The sequence below is a fragment of the Flavobacterium foetidum genome (genome assembly GCF_004634245.1).
Lineage (GTDB): Bacteria > Bacteroidota > Bacteroidia > Flavobacteriales > Flavobacteriaceae > Flavobacterium > Flavobacterium foetidum.
The window spans coordinates 75,130-99,838 of sequence record NZ_SJTF01000017.1 but is presented as its reverse complement, the minus strand read 5'-3'; the positions used below and the strand labels follow the sequence as shown (position 1 = coordinate 99,838).

Sequence of the window (24,709 nt, the reverse complement as noted above, 5' to 3'; positions counted from 1 at the left end):
TATGTGTTAAAAATAATTTCACCCAACGAGTTAAAATAGAAAAAAATCAATCCCAATAGTGCGGATTTACAATCTGTAACCTTAAAGCATATCTCGCTTTTGACATAAAGATTGAGGCCCAACATTTAAGAAACATATTTTAGACAAAATCGAATCATCCATTCACAAACAACATGCGTAAATTTTTAAAATTTAGCCTGACTTATTTTATTCTTACCGTATTAATATTCCTAACCGAAGTTTGTATCGGCATATATGTACACGATACTATTATTCGCCCTTACGGAGGAGATTATTTGGTTGTGATATTAATTTACTGTTTTGTCAGATCATTCCTAAACACGCCAGTTTTTCAGACAAGTATAGCCGTTCTTTTATTTTCATTTCTGATAGAAACCATGCAATACTTTGATTTTGTTGACCGCATGGGCATAGACAACAAACTGGCAAGGATTGTTATCGGCACCTCTTTCGCATGGAAAGATATATGGTCTTATGTCTTGGGCGTACTGACGGTTTTTTTAGCAGAATGGATAATAAGAAAAAAACAATGCGAGTGTTTTTGTCGCAAAAGCAGTGATCGAACCCAATATTAGAAAGTGAAATGCAAATAAAAAACACTAAAAAACATGTTTACAATTGGCACACAAAACTTTAAAGATGCACAGGCCATATACGATTACATAAATGCAGGCTACGGTTTTCCTGACGAATGGTTTGAGCCTGAAGCCATGCTGAATCCCATTCAGTCCCTAATGGCAGAAGATGCGGGAGATTTCGCATTTGGCATTTTTGAAAGAACTAAATATGTATTGGATCTTTATGAATACGATAGTTTTTTTAGCACTATTTATTCCGTTTTCAATTACGACACACCCCCTACCGAAAAAAATCTAGGACTTTTTTGGCATATCGTTTCAAACACTCAAAATATCAATGAGGAAGTAAGCAACAAAACATTATTGAGTTACTACCTTGACAGAGGGTTGCCAGCCGAATTTTTTTATATGCTTGCAGAAGCCGGCTGTGATGTTAATTACAGAAGCAGTAGCGGTCACACCTATCTGCACGACATTATCGATATTTATTGGCACATGATACATGAAGACACCAAATTGGTATGGTTTATTATGCTGATAAATGCGGGTATCGATATTAACCAGAAAAACAATGAAGGCGAAACACCATTAATATATGCTGTAAAAAAAGGTGCCGATTTATACGTCAAAACATTAATGGATAATGGTGCAGACCCAAACGAAACGGATAATTATAAATGCTCTGCGTTTTATTATACGATGGCTTATGGCAATCGAAATGTGGCATTTGAGATTATGAAAAAACATGCTTCACCAGATTTTGAAACACTTAACCGTTATGGCGAAACGTCCTTTATTGCTTTTATGAAACAGTTTCAGGGAGAAGAATATAACATGGAATTACTGCCAAAATTAATAGAAGCAGGAGCTTATTTTTCGCAGACCGTTTTAGGTCCTCATGGCAATCAAATATCGGCTATTTCTTTATTGGCAGACAAAAATCTTGAAGTATTAAAATTTGTTGTGGAACAGGGATTTATTGATATTTACGAAAAAGATAATAACGGCAACACCATTCTGCATCATGTTTGTGCATCCTATATTGGCGGAAATAGCGAAACAGCAAAAGAAGTATATCGTAAAGTAAAACTATTGGTAGAACAAGGAGCCGATCCTGAGGCTTTGAATGATAAAGACGAAACTCCAATGATGCTCGCCATATTAGACGATGCCAAGGGCAAAACTGTAGAGTTGTTGCTTGCTAAGAAGTAATCAATATCAAAATCAATAGTGATTACAATGCCAGAAATCTATTTTCGCAAAAGTGAGACTTACTAAAAAATCGAACTTTAATTATTTTAATGCATCAAAATGACAAATTGAAAAACAAATAACTTTAAAAACCAAAAAATCTTATGGAGGCATATCGATACAATGACGGGAAAAGTGATAAATTCTGGCGAATTGAACATGATGAATCTGCATTTGCTGTCAATTATGGCAAAACGGGAACGACTGGAAAATATCAGATTAAGGAATTTGAAAGTGCAGCAGATTGTCAAAAAGAGGCTACGAAACTGATTGATTCTAAAAAGAAAAAAGGCTATAAACTTTATCCAGAATTTGATTGTAATAATCATTACTATTTTGATGATGAAGAAATCGGATTGCATCCATTGACCTCTCATCCAAAATTTCGTACCCATTTTACTGAGGCATTTTATTACAGTTGTTTTGACGAGGAAACACCTTTTGGCAGTGATGAGGGCTCGGATACTTTGGCTCAAATTGTAGAAGATTTACGCAAAAGCAAAACCTTTGACTTTGCTACTTTTCCGAAAAAGATGATTGAAGAATATTGGGACATGACTTATCTTCCCGCTGAGGATATCTCTCATGAAAATATACAAGAGTTATTAAAAACAGATGAAATGAATCTCACGCAATGTGATATGGTAACTTATGCTACTGCTTTTGCACAAATCAAAATTACAGGAAAGATTGATTCAAGATTAAAAGAATTAGCCGTAAATGCCATGAAGCGAATGGAGATTATAGCCGAAATACTCAAATGGAATACTAGCGGAAAACCATCAGAAATTGGCACAAAAATGATTAGTGAATTAGAGCAATTTCAAGAAAAGTAATTCAATTACCCTCAATTCTATCCATCTTCAGCTGTAAAAACCCGTTTGCATTATCCTCTTTAATATATTTTCTGACATTTACTAATAAATTAGATACGCCATGAAGTTTTCAATTATAACGAGCACAAACGAAACTGAAAGAACAATTAAAAATTTTGATGTAGTCGAAAAGGAAATAAACAACTGCAAAGACAAAGAAGATTTTGTTATACTTAACAATGACCCAGCAATTAGCAATTCCATTTATTTACAAACAATGCTTTCTGGAAAAAATCAATACACTTTGGAAATAAGATTCGAATACGAAAATGATTTTTCGCAATATGGCATTGAAGAAGTGACCAAAAATGATTGCTTGGAAATTTTTAAACACTATTTCGAAGGCCGTCTGCCTGATTTAAATGAATGGGAAGATATTACAAAATATGTAAGACAGCATTATTATAACACAGAAATTGGTCTAAATCAAGAAACGGTGCATCCATCTTACTATGATTACTTTAAAGCTGATTTCTATTATAGCATTAGTGACTTTTATACACCTTTTGGGAATGATGCCGGTTTTGACGCCATGATAGAAGCTGAAAAATTTCTGAAAAGTGAAGATTCAAACAATTTTTATCTGATTCAACTGATTGATGAAATTAATATCGAAAATTATGATTATGATGAAAAAAGAGATTATGAGAATCTACATTTTTTGGTTCATGACCACAATGCAATTGTCGCAATTGGCTTTACAAACCTAAAAGTAAATGGATTTATCATGGAAGATGTAAAAGAAAAAACACTGTCTTCTCTTCGCTTTCTAAATCAGGTTCAAAATCATGAAAATTACCAAATCATGATTGAGGATTTGAATAAAATTGAAGCCGAAACTTATGGGGAATAAAAAGAAATTTCATTTCCAGAAAAAACAGTTACAACTCTATTTTTTTCTATAAAACCCTATTCTGTAAGTTTTATGCTGTAAATGGCCTTTTTTACTTTTTATCCTGAAATATATTTACGATTTTTATGTTTTATCTTACAGCATCGTTTGCCAAGTCAGTAATTACAAAGCAGACCGCTATCAAAATTTATCATCATTTTTAAATATATTTCAAATGCAGACAAACCAGATTGAAAATTTCCTTTTTCAGGGAAAATTTGACGAGGCCAGAGAATGCCTAAACAACGGGGAAAAGTTCAATGAGCAGTATCTTAAAAATAATTTTTCCCAAATCGCCGCTAAAATTATTGAAGCCAAAGAAATTGATTTCATTGAAAGATTGATTAAAGCCGGATTTATCGAAACGGATATCTACGAATTGGATAGTTTTGACAAATCAATATTCAATCCTCTTTCCAGAAATATAAAAAATGATGACGAGTCACTTTCTTTCTTCAAAGAGATCCTATCAAAAGTCGATAATGTGAATGACGAAATCAGCGACCAGACTTTATTGGGATATTGCATCGAAAAAGAAGCCGTTCCAGAAGTCATTAAAATCTTAATAGAAGATTTCGGTTGCGACGCCAATTACAAAAGCAATTCACAAGAAAATCTAATTCATAAAATCGTGAATAATTATTCTTTGAATGCTGAAAAAGGCAAAGAATACATCAAAATACTGCTTGAAAACGGTGTCGATATTAATGAGAAAAATGTAGTAGGCACTACGCCGTTGATGTATGCTGTTAAAAGACATAAAAAAGAATACATTCCGATGTTGCTAGAAAATGGAGCGGATGCAAACGAAAAAGACAATCAGGAAAACAGTTCATTTTATTATGCAGTTGGTGAACAATTTTCGATTCCGATGTACGAACTTCTGGCAGAATCTTCATCGGCAGATTTCAGCAGCATCAATAAAGACGGAAGAACTTTGCTGACCGAATTTATCCGAATGATGTCTGATTCTGAATCTGATTTGAATTCTTTACAACGATTATTATCAGATGGTGCCGACTTAAATCATTGCGCTACCTATTACGGAAATCCAAAATCGGGTATTGATTATATTGCTGAAAAGAAATCGGGCATTCTAAAATCGGCACTAGACAGCGGAAGCATTGATGTTAACGAACAAGACAATCAGGGAAATACTATTTTACACAAAGTCTGTGCTTTTAATGTGAATTATGATGCTGAAGCTGCAAAAGAAATCTACAGAAAAGTAAAACTGCTTTTGGAGAATGGCGCCGATAAAGACATCACTAATGATAAAGATGAAACAGCTCTGATGCTTGCTTCTGGAGATAATTTGAAAATAAAAACTGTTGAGCTTTTAATGAAAGCTTAAACTTAAACACTGTTTTAAATAAAAAAACAATTTAAACACATAGGAGACGCTGAATTTTTTATTTTACCATTAAGATATTAAGTTCATAAAGCCAAGCTTAATTTTCTTTTTGTCGTTAAGTTTCATTAAGTATGTGACTTAATTTTCTTAATCTCTTAATGGTGAAAAATAAAGAAGCTAGTTTCTTACACATAGTCAAACTATGTAAATTTATGCAAGTGAAATGCCTTTTTTAACCTTCAATGAACTATGTTTCTATGTGTTTAAAAATAATTATATAAAAACTAAGATTCTATGTCAATGTCATTTATAATTGCCTGCGAGAACGGCAACCGAAAAATAGCTGAATTACTGCTTCAAAACAAAGAAGTAGATGTAAAATATACCGATGAACTTGGAAGAACAGCGCTTCATTATGCGGCACATAGAGGTTATCTCGATATCGTAAAAATCTTAACCGAAGATGGTGCGGATATAAATTACGAGGACCACCAAGGAGAAACGCCTTTGTACTTTGCTTGTCTTCAAAAACAAAAACAGACTGCTTTGTATCTTTTAGAAAATGGAGCCGAAATCACCAAGAACGATAAATACGGAAACAGTCTCTTACATTTGGTCGTTCAGACTGCCCAAATCGAAATTGCAACAAAGTTGCTTGAAGCTGGAATCGATGTTAATTTACTGAACAACAACGGAGAAACTCCACTTTTATTGGCTTCTGCAAAACTGAATCGAGAAATTATCCAATTGCTGTTAGACAAAGGTGCCGATATTAATGTGACAGATAAACAAGGTAATACGCCTTTGCTTTATGCTTGTTACACCAAATCACTGCCAATGGTGACCTTGCTTTTAGATAATGGCGCCGATGTAAATCATGCCAATCATTCAGGAGAAAACGCACTTTTGATTGCCTGTTACGAAACCAACCGAATGTTGGCAAAACTTTTGGTCGAAAGAGGTGCGGATGTATTTACCTCAAACAACAACGGCTATTCTCCAATTTGGTACGCTTGCGCGAATAATCAAAAGGAAATCGTGGCTTTGTTTTTAGAAAATGGCGTTGATGTCAATTACAGCAAACCAGTCGCTGGCGATACTTCGTCTATGAACGATTATCTGGATTGGGTGGTAAGTGCTTCTAACATTTCCAACGATTCAAGCTTTACATTAAACAGCAGTTACAATTATGGCGGAGAAAGTCTGCTTCATGTTGCTACCAAAAAAGGAAACCTCAGCATGGTAAAACTGCTGATTGAAGCCGGAGCAAATATCAATATTCAGGACGAATCTGGAAATACACCTTTACATTACAGTGCGGCCAACGGAAAAAAAGATGTAGTGAAATATCTTCTTGACAACAAAGCCGATGCCTCAATTGTAAACGTAAAAGAACAAAAAGCAATAGATTATTCGAATGTAAAAGGTTTTAATGAAATTACAGAATTGATTCTGAAATATGCTCCTTCTGGAACAGTCGTTACACCAATTCAAACCAAAACCGAAGAACCAAAAGCAGATACAGGAAATGCTATGGAAGCCAAAAAGAAAGCTTTACTAGACTTAAAAGAGCTTTTGGATGCCGGAATTCTGACTTCCGAAGAATTTGATGCTGAGAAAAGTAAAATCTTAAAAGGGTAAAAATAAAAACAACCCCTTGGGTACAATTAATTCAAACACATAGAAACATAGATTTAGGATACAGACAAAGGCGTTTCACTTTATTAAAACAAACATAGTTGGCTATGTGTTAGAAACTGGTTTCTTTATAATTCCTTTTTTTTAATAAAATCTATGTTTCTATGTGTTGAATAAAAAAACATGAATTACACCCAACGAGTTAAAAGCAATAAAATATGACAACCCAAATTAAAACAATCATTACCAATCTGGAACAATACATTCAAAAAGCAAACGAAACGGGAGATAAATATGAATTTATAGACCCTGCTTATGAAATCTGTGACGAACTTGAAGCGATGGAAGATAATTTCAACGCAATAGAACCCATTTTTAAACTTATTGAACGTAGTCCGGATATAGATTATGGCGGACCGGGTCCATTAGGCAGTTTTATGGAAACTCATTATAAAAAAGGATATGAGGAACTGCTTTTGCAATCTATCAAACGCAAACCAACAGAATACACTTTGCATTTATTGCATCGCCTGATAAACGATAAAAACAACTCTCAACATCAAAAATATCTTGACTTAATGAAAAGCATAGCCTTAAGTACAGAATATCCGCAAAACATCATAGACAATGCAAAAAATAGTTTGACCTATTTTGAATAGATTGAATAAACCACTATGACTTAAATTCTGCAAGGTTGCAAAGCTTAATTTCAACCACAAATTACACACCCGAGCGACAGCGAACTGACGAAGTAATTTTTCGCAAATTAATTTGTGCAATTTGCGGTTAAAAATTTTTAGAAACTGAAAGTGAAACTGGAACAAGCATTTGCAAAATCAACAAAATTCAGCTCCTGATTTTTGACTTCGGAAGAATTCGAAAAAACAAATAATAAACAATTTAAAATGAAAAAAATCTTAAATACCACAACTCTATTTTTAGTATTAATCGCTATCGTTTCTAGCTCTTGCAATAACCTTTCGCCGGAAAAAACTTTTGAAATAGCGGGATTAAATTCTAATCTATTATCCCGTTTTGGTGGTAAAGAAATAAATGAAAAACTACAGTCGGAACCACAAGTTTATGATGAAAATCAAAAAAAGATGACTCCTTCTTCTTATTACGATGCTTTTAAGTATGACATCAAGAATCTGGAAGCTCGATTTCAAACTATTAAAGATATAGCCGAAGACGATGACAATAAACAATTTCTTCAGGCATCAAAAGACTTGTTTGCTTATGCAATCGCAAAACAAAAAGAAGGTTATCTGCCCATTGCAAAAATGAAAGACGAAAAAGCCTCTGATGAACAAATTCAGAAAGCAATTGCCGATTTTGACGCTTCAACCCAAAAAGACATCGATGCTAAATTCAGCAAATTGATGAATGAGGCAAAAGCATACGTTGAAAAACATAATATTAATGCTAAAATCGGAATTTAAAAATCCTGAAAAAATAATATTTAAAGATTTTTTTAGCAGTACATCAAAGATTCAAAACATGAAAACAAAATTCATCTTTATACTTATAGTACTAGCTGTATTAAATTCTTGTAATAAAAGAAATAATACTGTTGTTCCAACAAAAAAACCAACTGATACAACAACGACAGAAAGTTATTTCAACTCTGATACCATTTTTGTCAGTAAGGGACATTCTTTTCAGGTCTTAACTATCGACCCTGATTTTAAAAATAGTGATACGCTTTTAGTCTTAGTTAAAAGGGATTCTTTAGCAATTTTCAAAACCTATACCAACAAAAACGGACTTAATAATCAAGAATTTATCGATTTTAATAATGATGGTTTTTTCGACATCCTGTTTTCCCGCGGAGACCAGAGAGGCCCGCATGAACTTTATTTGTATGATTCATTAAAGAATACTTTTGTAAAATCCAGCGGTTTTGAACGTATCAGTGAGTATGTTCGACTAAAATCTAACTCGAATTATTGGTATAGCTATAGTCGGGCAGGCTGTGCTGATATGAATTGGACAAGCAAGCTGTTTACTTTCAAAAATTTTGAGACAGTTGAATTAGGCTATATCTATGGAAAGGGTTGTGATGATGAAGAACCACAGAGTATTCAAATTTCCAGGGTAATTAACAATGATGAAAATGATTTAAAATTGATAAAAAACCTCCCTTATTCCGTCTTAAATGATACAGACAAATGGAGTTTCATTGAAGAATATTGGAACAAAAATTATCAGAAATTCAAATAATCAATGAATAAATAGCTAAATAGTTTTCAAAACATTAAAAAGTAAATTTTCCTACGCCAACTGTTCTGTTTATTACAAACAATTCTAACACAAAAAAGAGCCTTTCGGGGCTCTTTCTGCATTTTGTATTTTAATAGGTTTATCAGATTCGGCTGATTTTGTAATACATTTTGAAGGTTCACTTGTAGCAAATCTGAAGGCGTACAAATTCTTCATTAAAAAACCTTATTCTATCTATTTTATAACTTTTAGTGTACAAACTTGAAAGTAGTCACCTCTTATTTTTACAAAATTTTCTTATCAATATTTCACTAAAAAATACAAAAATCAATTATTCACTGGATTTATCCAAAAATTAAATTTTATGAAATTAAAAAAAGTACTATTTGCCTTCATTCTGATTGCAAGTTCAACCGGCTTTGCACAAACAAACAAAGACGTAAAAGATGCAAAATACCGCAGAAGTTCTCTGCACACCATCTTAATAGAGTCTGAAAATTTTCCGAGAAAAGATCAGGTCATCAATGCCTACTACAATGCCCCGTTTCCAGATAAGTACGATGATCAAACTATAGGAGAAAAGTCATTTGATCCTAAAAAATATGGTTTAACTGATGATACTTCTGATGAAAAAATGATTCCAGTTATAAACAAGTATTTTGCAGACAACAAAATAGCCAACAAACTGGTTGCCAAATGGTTTAACAGAAAAGCTAACGGAACTTTTGATATTAGCTTAGTAAGCGAAAGAGGATTGATCAATGCTTCTTTTACTGACATTAAAACTGCCGAAGCTTCTTCAGAAGGAAAGGCATTACTGCAATCGGCAGGATTGGAATTAATCGGGAACACATTTGTTGTAGTTTCAAAAATGAAATTCATCGAGAACGAGCCTGTTGCAAGAGCGGCCAGAGAAGCGGCCTATCTAGCTGCAAATAAAATAAGCGTTTCGATGCTTAGAAACAAAGCAATAGACGTTGCAGACAAAGCTTATGAGAGAGCGAAAGAAGGCTACTCTGTATGGACTACTTCATACTTGTACAAATTAAAATGGGATGATGACACAAGTAATACTTTTTATCAAGATTATTGGATAGATAGCTCTACAACTGGAAATATAGCAGAGAGAAAAGCAAAATTCGATAAATCTGATTTGTTTCAGTTAGAGCTTATCGGTTCTGAGAGCTCAACAAGTGTGGTCACTTTTTCTGTTAACGGAAAAAGAACAGAAAATGAAATCATCAATCTCGCTGTAACTAGAAATATAGACAATGTGTATGCAAAACTTCAGAAGAAATATGATGTATTTAAAACCAAAGTGCCATTGTTTACCGGTAATCCTATAACGGCAAAAATTGGTCTTAAAGAAGGTCTTGAAGCAGGAGATAAATTTGAAGTTCTAGAAGCCAATATGGATCCTAAAACCGGAATTATCGAATACAAAAAGAAAGGAACTATTAAAGTAGAAAAAAACAAAATCTGGGATAATCGATACACAGGAGGAATGCCACTTCTAGATGATGATGGCAACGAAATCAAACAAACAATTGACGCAACTACATTTGAAGGCGGCAGCAAATACTATCCAGGAATGTTAATTAGACAAGTGAACTAAACATCATAAAAAATGAAAAATCTAAAATATGCTATCACGCTTTTATTTGTAGCAGCATTCTCATTCATAACTGTAGCACAGCAAAGAAAAGCAAACAAAGATACCGAGGCGTGGCGCTATGAAATTGAAGCAGTGCAAACTGGAACCCAAGGAACCTATTTAATAAAAGTCTGGTCCTATTCTAAAAAACCCGAAATAGCAGCAGAGCAATCTAAAAAGAACGCTATTCATGGAGTGATTTTTAAAGGTTTTCCAGGAAAAGCTGGAGTGCCAGGCCAAAACCCTTTGACTAGTAACTCCAATTTAGAAGAAGAAAAAGCAGATTACTTTAAAACCTTTTTTAGCGATGGAGGAAAATATATGAAATATGTTTATTTATCAAATGACGGTGCAGTTGCTGCAGAAGACCGCATGAAAATTGGCAAAGAATATAAAATTGGAGTAATTGTTTCTGTGAATGTTGCCGAATTAAGAAAAGAATTAGAAAATTCAGGAGTTATCAAATCACTTTCGAGTGGATTCTAAAAAATAAAAAGAACTTAAAATGAAAAAAGTAATTTTAATCATGACACTTTTTTTAAGCGCAATAACTAGTAATGCTCAAGCAAAAAAGCCTACTATTATGGTAGTTCCAAGTGATGCTTGGTGCAATCAGAGAGGCTATATGATAGAATACGATAATCAGGGAACAATCGTAAAAGTTCCTGATTATAAAACAGCCCTTCAGGAAAATTCTAATCTATTAATTGCCATCAGCAAAATAAACGAATTGATGGCAGCAAGAGGCTTTCCATTAAAAAACTTGGAATCTGCATTAAAATCGCTCGAAAGCGAAGCTGCAGAAGATGCCATGTTAACCAGTAAAACTAGCGGTGCATCTGTGGCTGAAAGTCCTATCGACAAATTGAAAAAAACTGCAAAAGCCGACATTATCATGCAACTTACATGGAACGTTAATACAATGGGGCCAAAGCATTCTGTGACATTTAATTTACAAGGTTTAGACGCTTATACCGATAAACAAATTGCAGGAGCATCTGGAACCGGAAGTGAACTTATCGGCTCTAATTTGCCTGTAATGTTAGAAACTGCGGTTTTATCTCATATGGATAACTTCAATACACAATTGATGAGTCATTTTGAAGATATGTTTGCCAATGGAAGAGAAATTACCTTGAGATTGAAAAAATTTGATTCGTTTAAAGGAGATTTTGAAACTGAATACGGAGGAGATGAACTAGGAAATCAAATTGACAACTGGGTAAAAAACAATACCGTAAAAGGTCGATTCAGCGCAACTGATGCAACTGAAAACATGATGCTTTTTGAACAGGTTAGAATTCCGCTTACCGATGCCAACGGAAGAGCCATAGACGCTAAAGGCTGGGCAAAAGGACTTCAAAAATATTTGAAAGACACTTTTAAAATAGACTCAAAATTAATGACAAAAGGCTTAGGCCAAGCTTCTATCGTGGTTGGAGAAAAATAATCTTAATACCTAAAAAAGATGAAAAAAATAATTTCGATACTTTGCCTACTTTTAATCATGGGAGCTAGAGCTCAAAGTAAAAACTCGTCTGATGACAGTTCACAGATTGATATTACGGCATACGTTCCCGACCAAGTGGAAGGCTTGACGGATATTGCACGGAATAACCTTGAAAACAAATTATCTCAAATCATCACATCTAGTGGTTTGGGCGTAAGTTCTGAAAATTCAAGATTTATTATTACTGCCAACATTGTAGTATTAACAAAAGACATTACGCCAACAGCTCCGCCAATGCAAGCGTATACTTTGGGTGTAAATCTCTATATTGGAGACGGAATGGAAGGTATTAAGTTTTCGAGCTGTTCTGTAACATTGAAAGGCGTTGGAGAAAATGAAACCAAAGCATACATGTCGGCTTTGAAAAACTTAAAAACAGATGACCCTAAGTATCAAGATTTTATTGCAAAGGCAAAATTAAAAATTGTAGATTATTATAATCGTAAATGTGATTTTATTATTAAAGATGCCAAATCACAAGCTAGTCAGGGACAATATGAAGCTGCGTTGTATAAATTAGCAACAATTCCGGATGCCTGCAAGGCTTGTTATGACAAAAGCCTTCCAGTAACTAAGGTTGTTTACAAACAATATATAGACAATGATTGTAAAGTAAAATTAAATCAGGCGAAAAATATTTGGAATACAAGCCAGGATGAATCAGGAGCTTATGCGGCTGGAGAATATCTTACAGAAATTAGCCCAAATGCAAGCTGCTATAAAGAAGCAAAAGCATTTACCGATAAAATCGGGGCTAAAATTATGGCTGACCATAATAAAGAATGGAACTTTAGAATGAAAGTTTATCAGGATGAAGTTGCTGCAGACAGAGCTGCTTTGAAAGCAGAAAGGGATATTGCTCTTGCTTACGCAAAATCAACATCTGTTAGCTACATTATCGCTGGTTGGTGGTAAAAAAACGTATTTCATTTACAAAAAAACTACATACAATCCCACAGGTAAATACTTGTGGGATTTGTTTTAACTGGCAATTAATTCGAAAACATGTTTAGAAAGGTTAAGTATGATTTTACATTATAGAGTTTCAGGCCAAAGAAAAATTTACATTTCTATTGAGCATTGAATTATCACTACTTGAAACTGAAAACGATTACTAAGGAAAAAATGACAAAATTGAAATTTGAACACACTACATGTAAAGAAAATTTAGGAAATAAACTCCGTGTCAAAGCCCCTATCAAATCTAAATTTGCCATTTATCTGATGGTTTTAATAGCGGTGTATTTAGTTGCACTGTTATTATTTTACATCAATCCGCTTTTTGATTTTTGTTTTTTTGCTTTTATTGTAGGAGTCGGTTCATGGAGTTTGTTTTACACAGTATCACAAGATATTATAAACCAGAATCTGTTTACACCCTATTTTTTATTAAGTATTATTATTATACTTTTTAGCGGAATTCTTATTCTTTTGACAGAAAGCAGTTTCTATAATTTCATTATCACGGGATATCCGCTTCTTTATATGCTTTGCTTTCGCCTGTTGCTTTTCCTGTTTTATAAAGATTTTGCAACTTCTCATACAAAACCAACAATTCTTTTTGCATCAAGATACAGTAAATGGAGGCATGAAAACGCCGACAGTTCCTATATTCTTACCAAAAAGGAACTGGTATTTTCTAATTTGCTTATTTTCGGACCTTATACAATTGCTTGTTTAATTGCCTATTTTATAATTCGGTATTAACTTCGTCGAATACACATCTGTCTAGTTATAAAAAAAGTGTACCTAATTAACACTTACATCCTAAAAAGACATTTACAAAAAATCTAAATAATATTTCGCTAAAAACTTTAAAAAGCAACTTCCCTGTTTCTAACCTTTCTCTTGCTAAAACTTATTTTGACAAAGTGATGACTTTTAGAAGCTGTTTTCATTCTGCGATTTTAATATTTTTATCTGATAATCACATAATTGAATACTATATACAGAAAAAAATATGAGAGAAACTTACCTAGAATTTACAGACAATGAAAACCCCGAACTCGTTGGCGGGGAAGCCTGCAAGTGAAAAAATTTAATCCTGATACGTATGACGAAAAATAACAAACAAAAATTATAATTTATGAATTGGACAGAATTTGAAAAAAAATACAATTTTGAAAACACAGTTTTTGACTTGACAAACCAATCATTGGACTTGCTTTCGAAGTCGGAATTTGCAGATAAAATATTTCAATCTTTTGCATTTAATTGCCAGTGGCGTGGAAGCATTTCATTGAGCTTTGACACAGACATCGAAGTTGACTTGCGTAAAAAAGGTTATTATCCACCAGATTGGACAAACGAACTAATAGAAACTGAAATTGCTGATATTGGGGAACTTTGGAAAGACAAGTATCAAACAATTGAAATGGCATTCGACGAAATGATAGAGAATACCGATGATTATGATTTTATTGACGAATTTTCAAGTGGCTTTTTAAACAGTTTACGCAGAGTAATGGTTCGACTTGAAAGCAGTAAAGCCTTTGAAAAAATTAAGACAACAAACAACTTTTGGACATTAGTAACACAAGTTGATGCCGACACAGACGACGAAGAAGAATTGTTGGATAAAGTTCGTAAAGAATACAAGTAGTGTTATGAAGTGAATTAAAAAACGGTAGCTAAAATTGACAATGATTTATTGAGGCGCATTTTGGCGGAGTTCACAAACTTAAACAGTTAAGGAAGTTTATTATGGAAGAAATAAAAACGGAAGCGCCAACGAGTGAAAAACAAAGAAATATGATAAACATCGACAAAAACACTAAACAAATAGAAGAGTTCATCCAAAATTCAATTGAACGATTTAAAATAGAAAACGGCAATCCAAATTCAATTGGAATTTATTGTTGCCCTTGGGCTGGCTGGTTGACGACAAATTTCAACTTAGACAAGACACTTAACGAAGCAGAAAACAATTGCCCAGATTTTCAATTTGTCGAATTTGATTTTTTAGAATTCCCCGAATGGCAAGAAGAGTATGAAAGCGACCATCCGAAATTCGAAATAAATGGCGATATAATAGAACACAATCATGACTTTGGCGATGAAAAACTAAACGAATTAATATTCAACTATTTGAAACCTATCGCTCTTAAAATAAAAGATAAAAATAATTCGAATGTTCTTTTGCAAATGTTGGATAGTAATTTTATCGAATTGATTTGAAAGCGAACGCCTAAAACGGGCTTTGTTTTATACGGGCTGAATTGCAACAGAACTGCGGTTTTCAATTAAATATCAGTAATTGTGAGTTTCGGCTTCGAAAACCCAACATCGTCGCTGTGCCGCTGTTCGACATTTGCAATGTCGAACCCCTATCCCGGGATTTGTAATCCCGTTTTATTCGGATTGAAAATCCGTAGATAATGCTTCGGGATTGCAAACCGAGCTTTGCGAGTTCACAAAGTAATCACGAAGAGCAATAGAGCGTTTTTAAGCTCCATAGATGTACGCATTTTGTATGGTGAATTTTCTATCCATTTAAATCAATACAAAATACGAAAGTTTTGATGACGCAGGTAATGTACTTATTATCAAAAAAATAACAGCTTCGTGTTTTGCATGGTTGATTTTGTATATATTGCGTATATTATAATGTTAGCACTCACCCTAAAAGACCGACAGGACCGACAAGAAACGAACAGAAAAACGAGAGACAAAATGCCAACCCTTCGCAAAATTAAAAGAGGTGTTTTGCCAACGCACTTGCCGACACAAAAACACCACATTTAATTTTGCCCAACCGCACCCAAAGCCCCCCCATCACCCGACAAGTGGACAATTGAAAGAAATGTTAATAATTATTGGTTAAAAAAATTGTCGTGACGAATTTTAGCAGTAAATTTGGACAAAAATTGTCAAAGCATAAAATGTCCAAGATAAATAACACATCGTTCGGAGAATACATCAAGCAATTAAGGGAGGACAAACATCTACCTTTAAGAAAAATTGCTGCTGAACTTGACATTGACACTTCAACTCTGAGTAAAATAGAGAAGAACGAAAGAAATGCAAGTGAACAAATAATTGAACGACTTTCTGAAATATTTGAAATTGACAAGGGAGAATTGAAAGTTCGTTACTTAAGTGATAAAATCACATACCAACTTTTAGAGGAAGAAGATGGGATTGAAATCTTGAAAGTTGCCGAACAAAAAATAAAATACCATAAGAAAAATGATAAGCACTAAAACAATTCAATACAAGTTGCCGAAAGAATCTTTAATGCTTGTCCAAGAACCGCAGATAAGATTATTTGAGGACGAGTTTAAAATATCTACCAAAAAAGAGTTTATCGGAATAGACTTCAATCAGCGTGGTTATACTGTTAATGACAAAGTTGATTTGATAATTGACAGTAAAATTCAAACAATTGGATTCTTTTCAGGGGCAGGTGGTCTTGATATTGGTTCTCAACTTGCAGGAGCGAAAGTGATTTCTAGTTTAGATTTTGACAGAGATAGCGTGGCAACAATGAAAGCAAACAAATATTTCGCCCACTCTGCTCACTTTCACAAGGACATTAAAGAAATGTATGCCAAGGATTATAATAAAATAATAAAGGCAAATAACCCTGAAAAATTAATCCTTGTTGGTGGTCCTCCTTGTCAACCATTTTCAAAGGCGGGTTATTGGGTGACACATAAAAATAGACTTGGAAGCGAAGACCCAAGAAATATGATAGGGCAATACTTAAGGATAGTTGAAGAACTTCAGCCAGACGGATTCTTGCTTGAAAATGTAGAAAGCCTTTTGCATCCAAAAAACGCACAAGCTGTAACAGACTTAAAAGAAGCAATAGATAAGTTGGGTTATAAATTCATTGTTTATCGTGCTGACGCTTTAGATTTTGGTGTACCACAAAAAAGAAAAAGAGTATTCTTTATTGCTTCAAGAAAAGGCATTTTGGGAGAACCAATAAAAACTCACGGTGATGAATTAGAAATATTGGTAAATAAAAATTTATTACCACACGAAAGAGTTATTGATTGGATTGGGAAATTTGATTCAGATAAATACTTTGAAGCAGAAGAATTAACTACAGGAAAAACTTATGATGAAGAATTAAAGCAAATACCACCCGGACAAAATTATTTTGCTTTAACTGAAAGAAGCGGACATCCAAATCCAAAATTTGAAGCAAATAAGCGATTTTGGAATTTTCTCTTAAAACTCCATCCAAATCAACCATCTTGGACTATTGCTGCTCAACCTGGTCCTTGGGTTGGTCCGTTTCATTGGAATAATAGAAGATTAAGAGTTCCTGAAAGTGCGGCTATCCAAACATTCCCTGAAGATTACCATTTTGTAGGAACTAGACGCTCAATACAAAAACAAATTGGGAACGCTGTGCCATCTCTATTAGGCAAAGCAATCGTTAAACATTTAATTTCTAATATTTAATGAAGCCAAAAATTGTAAGTGTATTTTCAGGAGTTGGTGGTATTGATTTTGGATTTGAAAAAGCAGGATTTGAAACAGTTTTTGCATCTGATATTTGGAACAAAGCTTGCGAATCATTGAAAGCCAACTTTCCAAATTCAGAGATTGTTTGTGACACAATTGAGAATGTTGATTTTAAAAAAATTAAAAAGAAGCACAAAGTCATTGATGGTTTAGTAGGAGGTCCTCCTTGCCCTCCATTCTCAAAATCTCGATTTTATCGTAAAGAAAAAGAAAGAGGTATTGATGATGAAGATGGATTTATGACAGTTTCAAATTACTTTAGAGCAGTTGAAGAATTGAATCCAAAGTTTTTCTTTTTCGAAAATGTCCACGGATTTGTTTTTAAACCACATCAGACAGCTTTGGAATTGGTCGAAAAAGAAAGTGAAAGATTAGGCTATAAAATATTTCACAGTGTTCTTAATGCTGCTGACTTCGGTGTTCCTCAAACAAGACAACGTTTTATTTGCATTGGTGTAAAGAAAACAATGGAGGACTTTAAATTTCCTAAGCAAACGCATTCTGACCAAGCAAAACCAATAAAAGGAACAAAACCGTGGGTGACTTGTGGCGATATTTTAAATGATATAGATTTTGACTCTCCAGAGGACAGTAAAATGTTAGCAGGTTCAAAACATAAAGACCTTTTAAAATTAGTTCCACCAGGTGACAATTATCTATTTTTTACAAAAGAGAGAAACCATCCACAACCCATTTTCAAATGGCGTTCAAGATATTGGTCTTTCTTATTAAAACTATCACCCGAAAGACCTTCTTGGACGATTCAAGCCAGCCACTCAAATAATATGGGTCCATTTCATTGGAAAAATAGATTTTTGAGAATTGAAGAAATAAAAAGAATTCAATCATTTGAAGACAAGCATATTTTCTTAGGCTCATATAAAGAGCAATGGAGACAGATTGGTAATGCTGTTCCGCCTTTATTAGCTTATAGAATCGCTAATGAAATTAAAAAACAATATTTTAAATAATGAGCGTAAGAAACACCATAATCTTAAATCATTCAGACTTAAAGTATCTGCTAATTGATAGTTTGCGTTTGTATTCAGACAACGTAGTATTCATTGATGGAAACAATCCATATCGTTTTTCAATTAACAAAAAGACTTTTTATGTTTTAATCAAGAATGTTCACGAATCAGGTGACGGCAGAGGCAATCAAGATGAATGTAGAATTCAAGTTGCGAAAACAGGCAATTTTAATGATGCACTAAATTCAAGAACAGATGTAATTGTTCTTGGATATTTTGCAGATGAAAAAGTCTTCACAGCTTGGAATCCATATTTAATGAGAGACCGTTTCAATCAGAGACAAACTATTTCTTTGTATTCTAGATTTTCTGTTCAAAGACAAGCTGCAATAAATAAAATAGCTACTTATCGGGACACAAACGGACAATCTGTTATCAGTTTTTTGCCTGACTATTTGGGACTTTATTTGGAGAACTTATCAAATATTCATTTACTCCCAGACGAGGAATTATTAGCATTAGTAAATGAATCTGACACATTAAATTCAAATAACCAAGACGGTTTTGCTGACTTTCCAGAGGGACATTTAACAATAACACATACAAGGTATAAACGTGACCCAAGATTTAAATCTATAGTTTATGCTGCTTACGACAATCGTTGTGCTATGTGCGGAATCCAATTAGAGTTAATTGAAGCAGCCCATATTGTTCCACATTCACACGAAAAGGGAACTGACGACATTGGTAATGGTATTAGCCTATGTGCATTACATCATACAGCTTATGACCGTTCGTTAATATATTTTGACAACGAGTTCAACATTTTGATAAACAATAGTAAAATGGAATATTTAGAGAAGGTTGGACTTGATTCAGGTTTTCGAAAATTTCAATCATTAGCATTTGACAAAATTCAATTACCAACAAATCATACATTAAGACCAAACATTGAAAATATAAACTTAGCAAATCAGACAAGAGGGATAGTTTAGATACTGCTTTTGGTGGCACATTTGCAAAACCGCACAAGCCCACGCTAAAACCAATTTTTTCAAAAGAGCCACCAAGCCAACGCACCAAGACAGACACGAAATTACAACGAACAAACACGACAGAAAAGAAGGGCGAAGTGCTAACATCGGTTTTGCAAAACGGCGGGTTTCGTGCTTCTATGACAGTTTAGTGCAAGGTTCAAGTTTCGTTTTTCAAATGAACATTTGTGCTAAAAATCCGCCACTTCGCAAAGCCGCGAACCGTTGGGCGTCAGCCTGACAGCATGGTAGACAATGAAGCTGAAAATTGAAAATTAAACAAAATATATTAATCGTTCTGACAAGGACATAAAAAATGAAAGATATGGATAGTCGGATTTTGACAAAAAAGGACATCGGGCTTGACAATTTGAATTTTTTGTATTATTACATTCTTGGATTCAGAGGATATGATGACCAAAAAGAATTGAACTTAGACGATGCAATTAATGAAGTGGTTGATGTTAAAACATACATTGCTTCTTTTGATAATTGGTATGAAGAATTTCTTCCAGAATCAGAAGCAGATGATGAAGGATTATTTGAAAATCCGAAAACGATTGCAGGGAAATTAACTGATGAAATAGGTTTTGCAATAGAATTCCATTTGTCCGAAACGACATTTTATCTTAATTCCAAATATATAGGGAATTTAGGTGGACATTTTGAGGCTTGGTTTTTAACGCTCAAAGAACTTATTGCTTTTGACAAATATGAAATGCTATTCTTACTTTTACTGCCAATGACAGGAATTGAAGAAAGTGAAAGAGAATTTGCCGAATCGTTAGTAAGTGAAAAATTAAAATCAATATCTATGTTTTCTAAACAATCTGATTATATCGCAAAATTTATTGTGAATGGTTTAATCGTCGATAAACCTTTTTACACAAACCAAGATATAGGCATTGTCAATGATACAAATCATAGTGTGCGAAATATTACAAAATATCCTCGATATAAGGATGATGTAATTGAACTCAATAAGGCACTTGAAACCTTTGTCAGTCCGACAATTTAATCGGCAGAATGACAACGCCGAACGCCCAACAAGGGTTTGGCGTCAGGCGGGGTTTAGTCGTAGCTTGACACTTCGTGCGGACTTCACCCGCCCGAACGCCAAGCCCCGGCACGTTAGCCTTATATTCATAAATTATTTTAAAAATGCAACCTAAAGAGCTCAAAACAAACATACTTCTCTGTATTATATTGACATTAATTTCTTGTAATCAAAATCGAAAACCAGAAAGGACAATAATTATAAGTAATGACAAAACAACAAACGTGACTATTTCCAAAAGAGAATCTTTTAAACGGGGCGTTCATAATTTACCGAATGAATTATCAGCCTTTATACCAAAAAACTATTCTGTGCTGGACACTGCATCGGGCGACTTAAATCTTGATAAAATTAAAGACTTAATAGTTGTACTTAAAAAAAATGGAGAAGATACTTTGTCTGTCGATATTGATAATCCAGAAAGAAGACCTTTGTTAATTTTACTAAGAGACAAAGAGAATAAACTAAAATTTGCCAGAAGAAATGATAATACGGTTTATTGTATTCAATGCGGAGGAATGTTGGGCGACCCTTTTATGGGAATAACAATAAAAAACGGATATTTTTCTGTTGAACATTATGGTGGAAGCAATTGGCGTTGGAAAAGTATAATCACATATAAATACTCCAAAAAAGACAAAGAATGGTTTTTGTATAAAGATGGTTTAGAAAGTTTTCAAATCTCCGACACAGAAAATGTAAAAACCGAAATTAAAACCGCAAAAGATTTTGGACGTGTTAAATTTCAAGACTTTGACATCTATAAAGATTAAAAAAGACTAAACTTAAGAAACTGATAATATGAAAAAAATCTCAATCCTTTTTGCCTTAATAATCCTGGCAAATTATTCATTTGGGCAAAAAAAGTTAATCAAAGATATAGATTTTGATGGTAAAGAGGATACTGTTCTTATTGACTCTATAAAATCAACAATCGTTTGTAAGTTATCGACATTGAATTATAAATCCATATCAAGTAAACCAATCGAAATCTTGAATGAAACTTGTGGAATTAAAGAATCAAAAAACGGATTTATATTTTACAATGACTGGATGCGTGCAGGCTACAAAAATCAATTTAGATACAACTCCAAGACAAAAAAGATACAATTAATCGGGATGAGCAGATACGAATTTGGAAATGCGGCGAATGACGGGAGTGGCGAATCAAGTGTAAACCTGCTGACAGATGATTATATAGGAAATTGGAATTACTTTGATATGGAGAAAGATAGGTTAATAAAAATACCGACTATCAAAACAAAAATGAAATTTGGAAATATCAATTTAGAAAACTTCTCTGAAGAAACTTATTTTAATTATGCTGAAAAGTGTGCCGAATTATTCAATAAATACAAAAAAATAAAAATGGCTAAAAAATAATTGCTTCCAAAATAATCTGCATCAGACAGACCAAATTGAAAAATTCAACAGCAGTTTTTCAATTGAATTTTAGTAACACTTAATGCAAATATCAGCCTAGATACAAATCTGCTTTAATCTGTCTGAATCTGCGTGAAAAATTTATAAGCAAAAGGATTTTAGCAGATTAGATTTTAATTCTTGAATGAAGCTAGTTTATTCTATTTCACCAAACGGGTCAAAACTTATTTTAATAAAGTAATGACTTTTAGAAGCTGTTTTCATTTTCAGATTTTGATACTTTTACCTGATTATGAAACCATTGCAATTCGATAATAATTCTTCAACCTCACAAACAGGACACTTACATCAACATGCGAGTTATCATCCAATTGTATCATTACTAATCAGCCTGACCATCACTACTGTTACAATATTGATTATTGGATTTTTTTACCTCTTTTTTACCTTTAGTATTGAAGGCGGACAACCTTTAAATGAGATAGAAAACCAGCATATCCAGCAATTTTATATATCAGTTCTGATTTTAGCTATTGCCTTTCTTGTTGCTAAATTTTACCTGCGAAAGGGCAAAAAATACACGGCATTGGGAATCCTTGTTTTGCCCATTCTACTTGTACTTTCCACATCAAATTATTTGCTCAAAAACAATTTCAATCATACCCCTTTCAGTAAAACACTTTGGATGCAATCTTTGTATAAACCTGAAAAAATGGCCAAGACTTTAGTTCGAGAGAAAAAATTGATTGGCCTGACAAGAACACAAATAAAAGATATGTTGGGAAAAGGTTCAAAAGAATATGGAGATATTGGCACTGGTAAAAGCGAAATAGAATATTTGGTTTTGAATGACTGGACAATGACCGTCTTCTTTCTAAAAGATAAAGTAATTGCCTCGGAGCTCCGGCTTCCCTATCATCACTTTTGGTAAAAAAGTAATTATGTATTAAATATCAAACTTTAACGAAGTATTCTTCAAAAAACAATCCTTAAAAAGCTAAAGATTGCTGTGATTGAGAATACTTCAAGGAACCATAAAAATAAATATATCTCTAACCAATGACTAACAACAATTTTTCACACAATTTAATAGGAAGTATTAAGCCATTGCTTCTCTTAATTACAGCTATTGTATTTTTTGTAATAACCATCAAAAGCGATTATACTGCAAGCCAAAAAACCTTTCATAGTTATTCTATAAATAAATTACCTGATGCAAACGAAGAGGAATTTGAAATTAGCCATTTTTATATCGGGGAACAACAACGAGAATATGAGGACGCTATAAATGTAATGTTATATTCGAGTGAGCATGATACATTACCCAAAGCGATATTGGTAGTAAAAGACCTAGAAAATTTTAAGGAAACTTACAAAGAAAAGGCAAAAGTAGCAGCCAAACAGTATGATGATGTTGTTACCATAAACATGGATATACAGGGTAAAACGACAAGATTTGCAAATACCAAAGACAAATTTTTTAATGGTAAATACATACAGATACTGAAGTATGAACCTTACTTTTCGTGGAAATCGGTATGGTGGACTTATCCCCTATTCCTAATTATGATTATCTTTCTTAGTTTTATTCTTTTGGCTCGAATAAAAGTCTATTAAAATCATAATCGATTTGTTATACAAATTCCAGAAAAAAATTTAGAACAACATATCAATGAAACAAAAATGTGCAATCTGTGCTCTGTTGTTTTTTGTCATTAGTATTTCCTGTAAAAAGGAGGATTCTAAAACAGAGTCAAAAAACCAAATTGGAACAGAAAGAAAATTCGACAATAAAAAGACAGACTTTGAAAACGAACCGCAGAACGTTGCTCTCGCCTTTTACAATTGGTATCTGAAAGATATTTATCTCAAGAAGTTTGTAGAATCTCCAGATGTAGTTTTGTCAAAAGACAGTATTTATGTTTTAGATGTTTCTGAACATAAGAAGTTCCTAAAAACCAGCGGTTATTTTTCTTCAAAATTTTATGAAAACGAGAAACTATCTTTCAAAGATTGTGAAGACAAATTGAGAACAGTAAGCTGGAAGCAAGTCGAAGAGTCTGGCGCTGTGAATCCAGCCGAATATGTTGAAGGAAATGAATGCGCCTTTACTCATTATATGATTTGGACAAACGGACAGGGCGAAACGTTGAACAAAGCAGAAATAGAAAAATATTCCGTCAAAGCTAATACTGCCGTTGTTGTGCTTAAAGTGTCTGACTCGCTAGAGGGCGGGTTTTATTCCAGACCACATGTATCTATGGTTAAAGAAAATGGGAAATGGAAGATTTCGAAAATAGAAGTGACTTTTGAATAAACCAAATAAACATCAAAATGAAAGCTATAAAGTTTCTTATTATCAAATTTTTATTCATTTGTTCAATTGGAATGTCTTTTGGTCAAACCCGTCCAATTCCTGAAAATGTTAAAACACTTTTTGCAGGAAAATGGATTATTGAGCGAAAGTATTACACCAATACAGTCGAAATTAAGTTTGAAAAAAATAAAGATTACGCCACAATAATCGATATTGGAAGTGGCGAAGCTCCGGCGCTTTTCTTAAAGGCTTACTATCAGAACAATAAATTAGTCATTCCTGCTAAGATTCATGAAAATGATTATACTGAAATGACGGTTAAAAACGGAAAATTAATATTTAAAACCGCTCCCACAATTGAAAAAGCTGACGGCACCTTAGAAAAACCAGAAAAGTATTTTTTAACTACTGTTTTTAAAAAAGCGAAAAACCGATAACGCAGATTTGCAATCTATGCGCATAAGTAGAATAAA

The 24,709-nt window shown here is 33.4% G+C and carries 27 protein-coding genes; all 27 read left to right on the top strand.

Annotated elements, in window-relative coordinates; all coding sequences use genetic code 11:
* Positions 1-173: 173 nt before the first annotated feature.
* The 27 genes from E0W73_RS19145 to E0W73_RS19010 all read left to right on the top strand — a co-directional run bounded on the left by E0W73_RS19145 (position 174) and on the right by E0W73_RS19010 (position 24,673).
* Positions 174-596, top strand: coding sequence for a ribosomal maturation YjgA family protein (locus E0W73_RS19145; protein WP_135223646.1), 423 nt, complete (start codon positions 174-176; stop codon positions 594-596).
* Between the two features lie 33 nt (positions 597-629).
* Positions 630-1,811, top strand: a complete 1,182-nt coding sequence (locus E0W73_RS19140; RefSeq protein WP_135223645.1) for an ankyrin repeat domain-containing protein — start codon at positions 630-632, stop codon at positions 1,809-1,811.
* Between the two features lie 143 nt (positions 1,812-1,954).
* Entirely contained in the window at positions 1,955-2,686 is a 732-nt protein-coding gene (locus E0W73_RS19135; protein ID WP_135223644.1) for a WGR domain-containing protein, read from the top strand.
* A 100-nt stretch (positions 2,687-2,786) separates the two neighbouring features.
* Positions 2,787-3,578 (top strand): hypothetical protein, encoded by a 792-nt coding sequence (locus tag E0W73_RS19130; protein ID WP_135223643.1) that lies wholly within the window; start codon positions 2,787-2,789, stop codon positions 3,576-3,578.
* 214 nt (positions 3,579-3,792) lie between these two features.
* Positions 3,793-4,971, top strand: a complete 1,179-nt coding sequence (locus E0W73_RS19125) for an ankyrin repeat domain-containing protein (protein ID WP_135223642.1) — start codon at positions 3,793-3,795, stop codon at positions 4,969-4,971.
* Between the two features lie 300 nt (positions 4,972-5,271).
* Positions 5,272-6,612, top strand: coding sequence for an ankyrin repeat domain-containing protein (locus tag E0W73_RS19120; RefSeq protein WP_244248517.1), 1,341 nt, complete (start codon positions 5,272-5,274; stop codon positions 6,610-6,612).
* Positions 6,613-6,827: 215 nt separating this feature from the next.
* Complete coding sequence (locus tag E0W73_RS19115) at positions 6,828-7,268, top strand: hypothetical protein (protein WP_135223640.1); 441 nt, start codon at positions 6,828-6,830, stop codon at positions 7,266-7,268.
* A gap of 246 nt (positions 7,269-7,514) precedes the next feature.
* Positions 7,515-8,051: a hypothetical protein gene (locus tag E0W73_RS19110; protein ID WP_135223639.1), complete on the top strand. Its 537-nt coding sequence runs from the start codon at positions 7,515-7,517 to the stop codon at positions 8,049-8,051.
* A complete protein-coding gene (locus E0W73_RS19105) occupies positions 8,032-8,832 on the top strand; it encodes a hypothetical protein (RefSeq protein WP_162847732.1) in 801 nt (266 codons plus the stop codon). The genes E0W73_RS19110 and E0W73_RS19105 overlap by 20 nt, the downstream gene beginning before the upstream one ends.
* 364 nt (positions 8,833-9,196) lie before the next feature.
* Entirely contained in the window at positions 9,197-10,447 is a 1,251-nt protein-coding gene (locus E0W73_RS19100) for a hypothetical protein (protein ID WP_135223637.1), read from the top strand.
* Positions 10,448-10,459: 12 nt separating this feature from the next.
* Positions 10,460-10,972, top strand: a complete 513-nt coding sequence (locus E0W73_RS19095; RefSeq protein ID WP_135223636.1) for a hypothetical protein — start codon at positions 10,460-10,462, stop codon at positions 10,970-10,972.
* A 19-nt stretch (positions 10,973-10,991) separates the two neighbouring features.
* The gene (locus E0W73_RS19090; RefSeq protein WP_135223635.1) at positions 10,992-11,936 is read left to right on the top strand and encodes a DUF6175 family protein; all 945 of its coding nucleotides are present in this window, start codon (positions 10,992-10,994) and stop codon (positions 11,934-11,936) included.
* 18 nt (positions 11,937-11,954) lie between these two features.
* The gene (locus tag E0W73_RS19085; RefSeq protein ID WP_135223634.1) at positions 11,955-12,911 is read left to right on the top strand and encodes a hypothetical protein; all 957 of its coding nucleotides are present in this window, start codon (positions 11,955-11,957) and stop codon (positions 12,909-12,911) included.
* A gap of 210 nt (positions 12,912-13,121) precedes the next feature.
* The gene (locus E0W73_RS19080) at positions 13,122-13,703 is read left to right on the top strand and encodes a hypothetical protein (RefSeq protein ID WP_135223633.1); all 582 of its coding nucleotides are present in this window, start codon (positions 13,122-13,124) and stop codon (positions 13,701-13,703) included.
* 379 nt (positions 13,704-14,082) lie between these two features.
* The gene (locus E0W73_RS19075) at positions 14,083-14,598 is read left to right on the top strand and encodes a DUF4303 domain-containing protein (protein ID WP_135223632.1); all 516 of its coding nucleotides are present in this window, start codon (positions 14,083-14,085) and stop codon (positions 14,596-14,598) included.
* 101 nt (positions 14,599-14,699) lie between these two features.
* Positions 14,700-15,173: a hypothetical protein gene (locus E0W73_RS19070; RefSeq protein ID WP_244248516.1), complete on the top strand. Its 474-nt coding sequence runs from the start codon at positions 14,700-14,702 to the stop codon at positions 15,171-15,173.
* Between the two features lie 656 nt (positions 15,174-15,829).
* Positions 15,830-16,198, top strand: a complete 369-nt coding sequence (locus tag E0W73_RS19065; protein ID WP_244248515.1) for a helix-turn-helix domain-containing protein — start codon at positions 15,830-15,832, stop codon at positions 16,196-16,198.
* Positions 16,185-17,411, top strand: a complete 1,227-nt coding sequence (locus E0W73_RS19060; protein WP_135223631.1) for a DNA cytosine methyltransferase — start codon at positions 16,185-16,187, stop codon at positions 17,409-17,411. Before E0W73_RS19065 ends, E0W73_RS19060 begins: the two co-directional genes overlap by 14 nt.
* Positions 17,411-18,445: a DNA cytosine methyltransferase gene (locus E0W73_RS19055; RefSeq protein WP_135223630.1), complete on the top strand. Its 1,035-nt coding sequence runs from the start codon at positions 17,411-17,413 to the stop codon at positions 18,443-18,445. Before E0W73_RS19060 ends, E0W73_RS19055 begins: the two co-directional genes overlap by 1 nt.
* Positions 18,445-19,440, top strand: coding sequence for an HNH endonuclease (locus tag E0W73_RS19050; RefSeq protein ID WP_135223629.1), 996 nt, complete (start codon positions 18,445-18,447; stop codon positions 19,438-19,440). The genes E0W73_RS19055 and E0W73_RS19050 overlap by 1 nt, the downstream gene beginning before the upstream one ends.
* Positions 19,441-19,795: 355 nt before the next feature.
* Positions 19,796-20,497, top strand: coding sequence for an Imm19 family immunity protein (locus E0W73_RS19040; RefSeq protein WP_135223628.1), 702 nt, complete (start codon positions 19,796-19,798; stop codon positions 20,495-20,497).
* 350 nt (positions 20,498-20,847) lie between these two features.
* Positions 20,848-21,309 (top strand): hypothetical protein, encoded by a 462-nt coding sequence (locus E0W73_RS19035; protein WP_135223627.1) that lies wholly within the window; start codon positions 20,848-20,850, stop codon positions 21,307-21,309.
* A gap of 28 nt (positions 21,310-21,337) precedes the next feature.
* Positions 21,338-21,919: a hypothetical protein gene (locus tag E0W73_RS19030; RefSeq protein ID WP_135223626.1), complete on the top strand. Its 582-nt coding sequence runs from the start codon at positions 21,338-21,340 to the stop codon at positions 21,917-21,919.
* Positions 21,920-22,211: 292 nt separating this feature from the next.
* Positions 22,212-22,850 carry a hypothetical protein gene (locus E0W73_RS19025; protein WP_135223625.1) on the top strand — a complete coding sequence of 213 codons (639 nt, stop codon included), beginning with the start codon at positions 22,212-22,214 and terminating at the stop codon, positions 22,848-22,850.
* Between the two features lie 128 nt (positions 22,851-22,978).
* A complete protein-coding gene (locus tag E0W73_RS19020) occupies positions 22,979-23,536 on the top strand; it encodes a hypothetical protein (protein ID WP_135223624.1) in 558 nt (185 codons plus the stop codon).
* Between the two features lie 55 nt (positions 23,537-23,591).
* Positions 23,592-24,236 (top strand): hypothetical protein, encoded by a 645-nt coding sequence (locus E0W73_RS19015; RefSeq protein ID WP_135223623.1) that lies wholly within the window; start codon positions 23,592-23,594, stop codon positions 24,234-24,236.
* 17 nt (positions 24,237-24,253) lie between these two features.
* The gene (locus E0W73_RS19010; protein WP_135223622.1) at positions 24,254-24,673 is read left to right on the top strand and encodes a hypothetical protein; all 420 of its coding nucleotides are present in this window, start codon (positions 24,254-24,256) and stop codon (positions 24,671-24,673) included.
* The last annotated feature ends 36 nt before the right edge of the window (positions 24,674-24,709 follow it).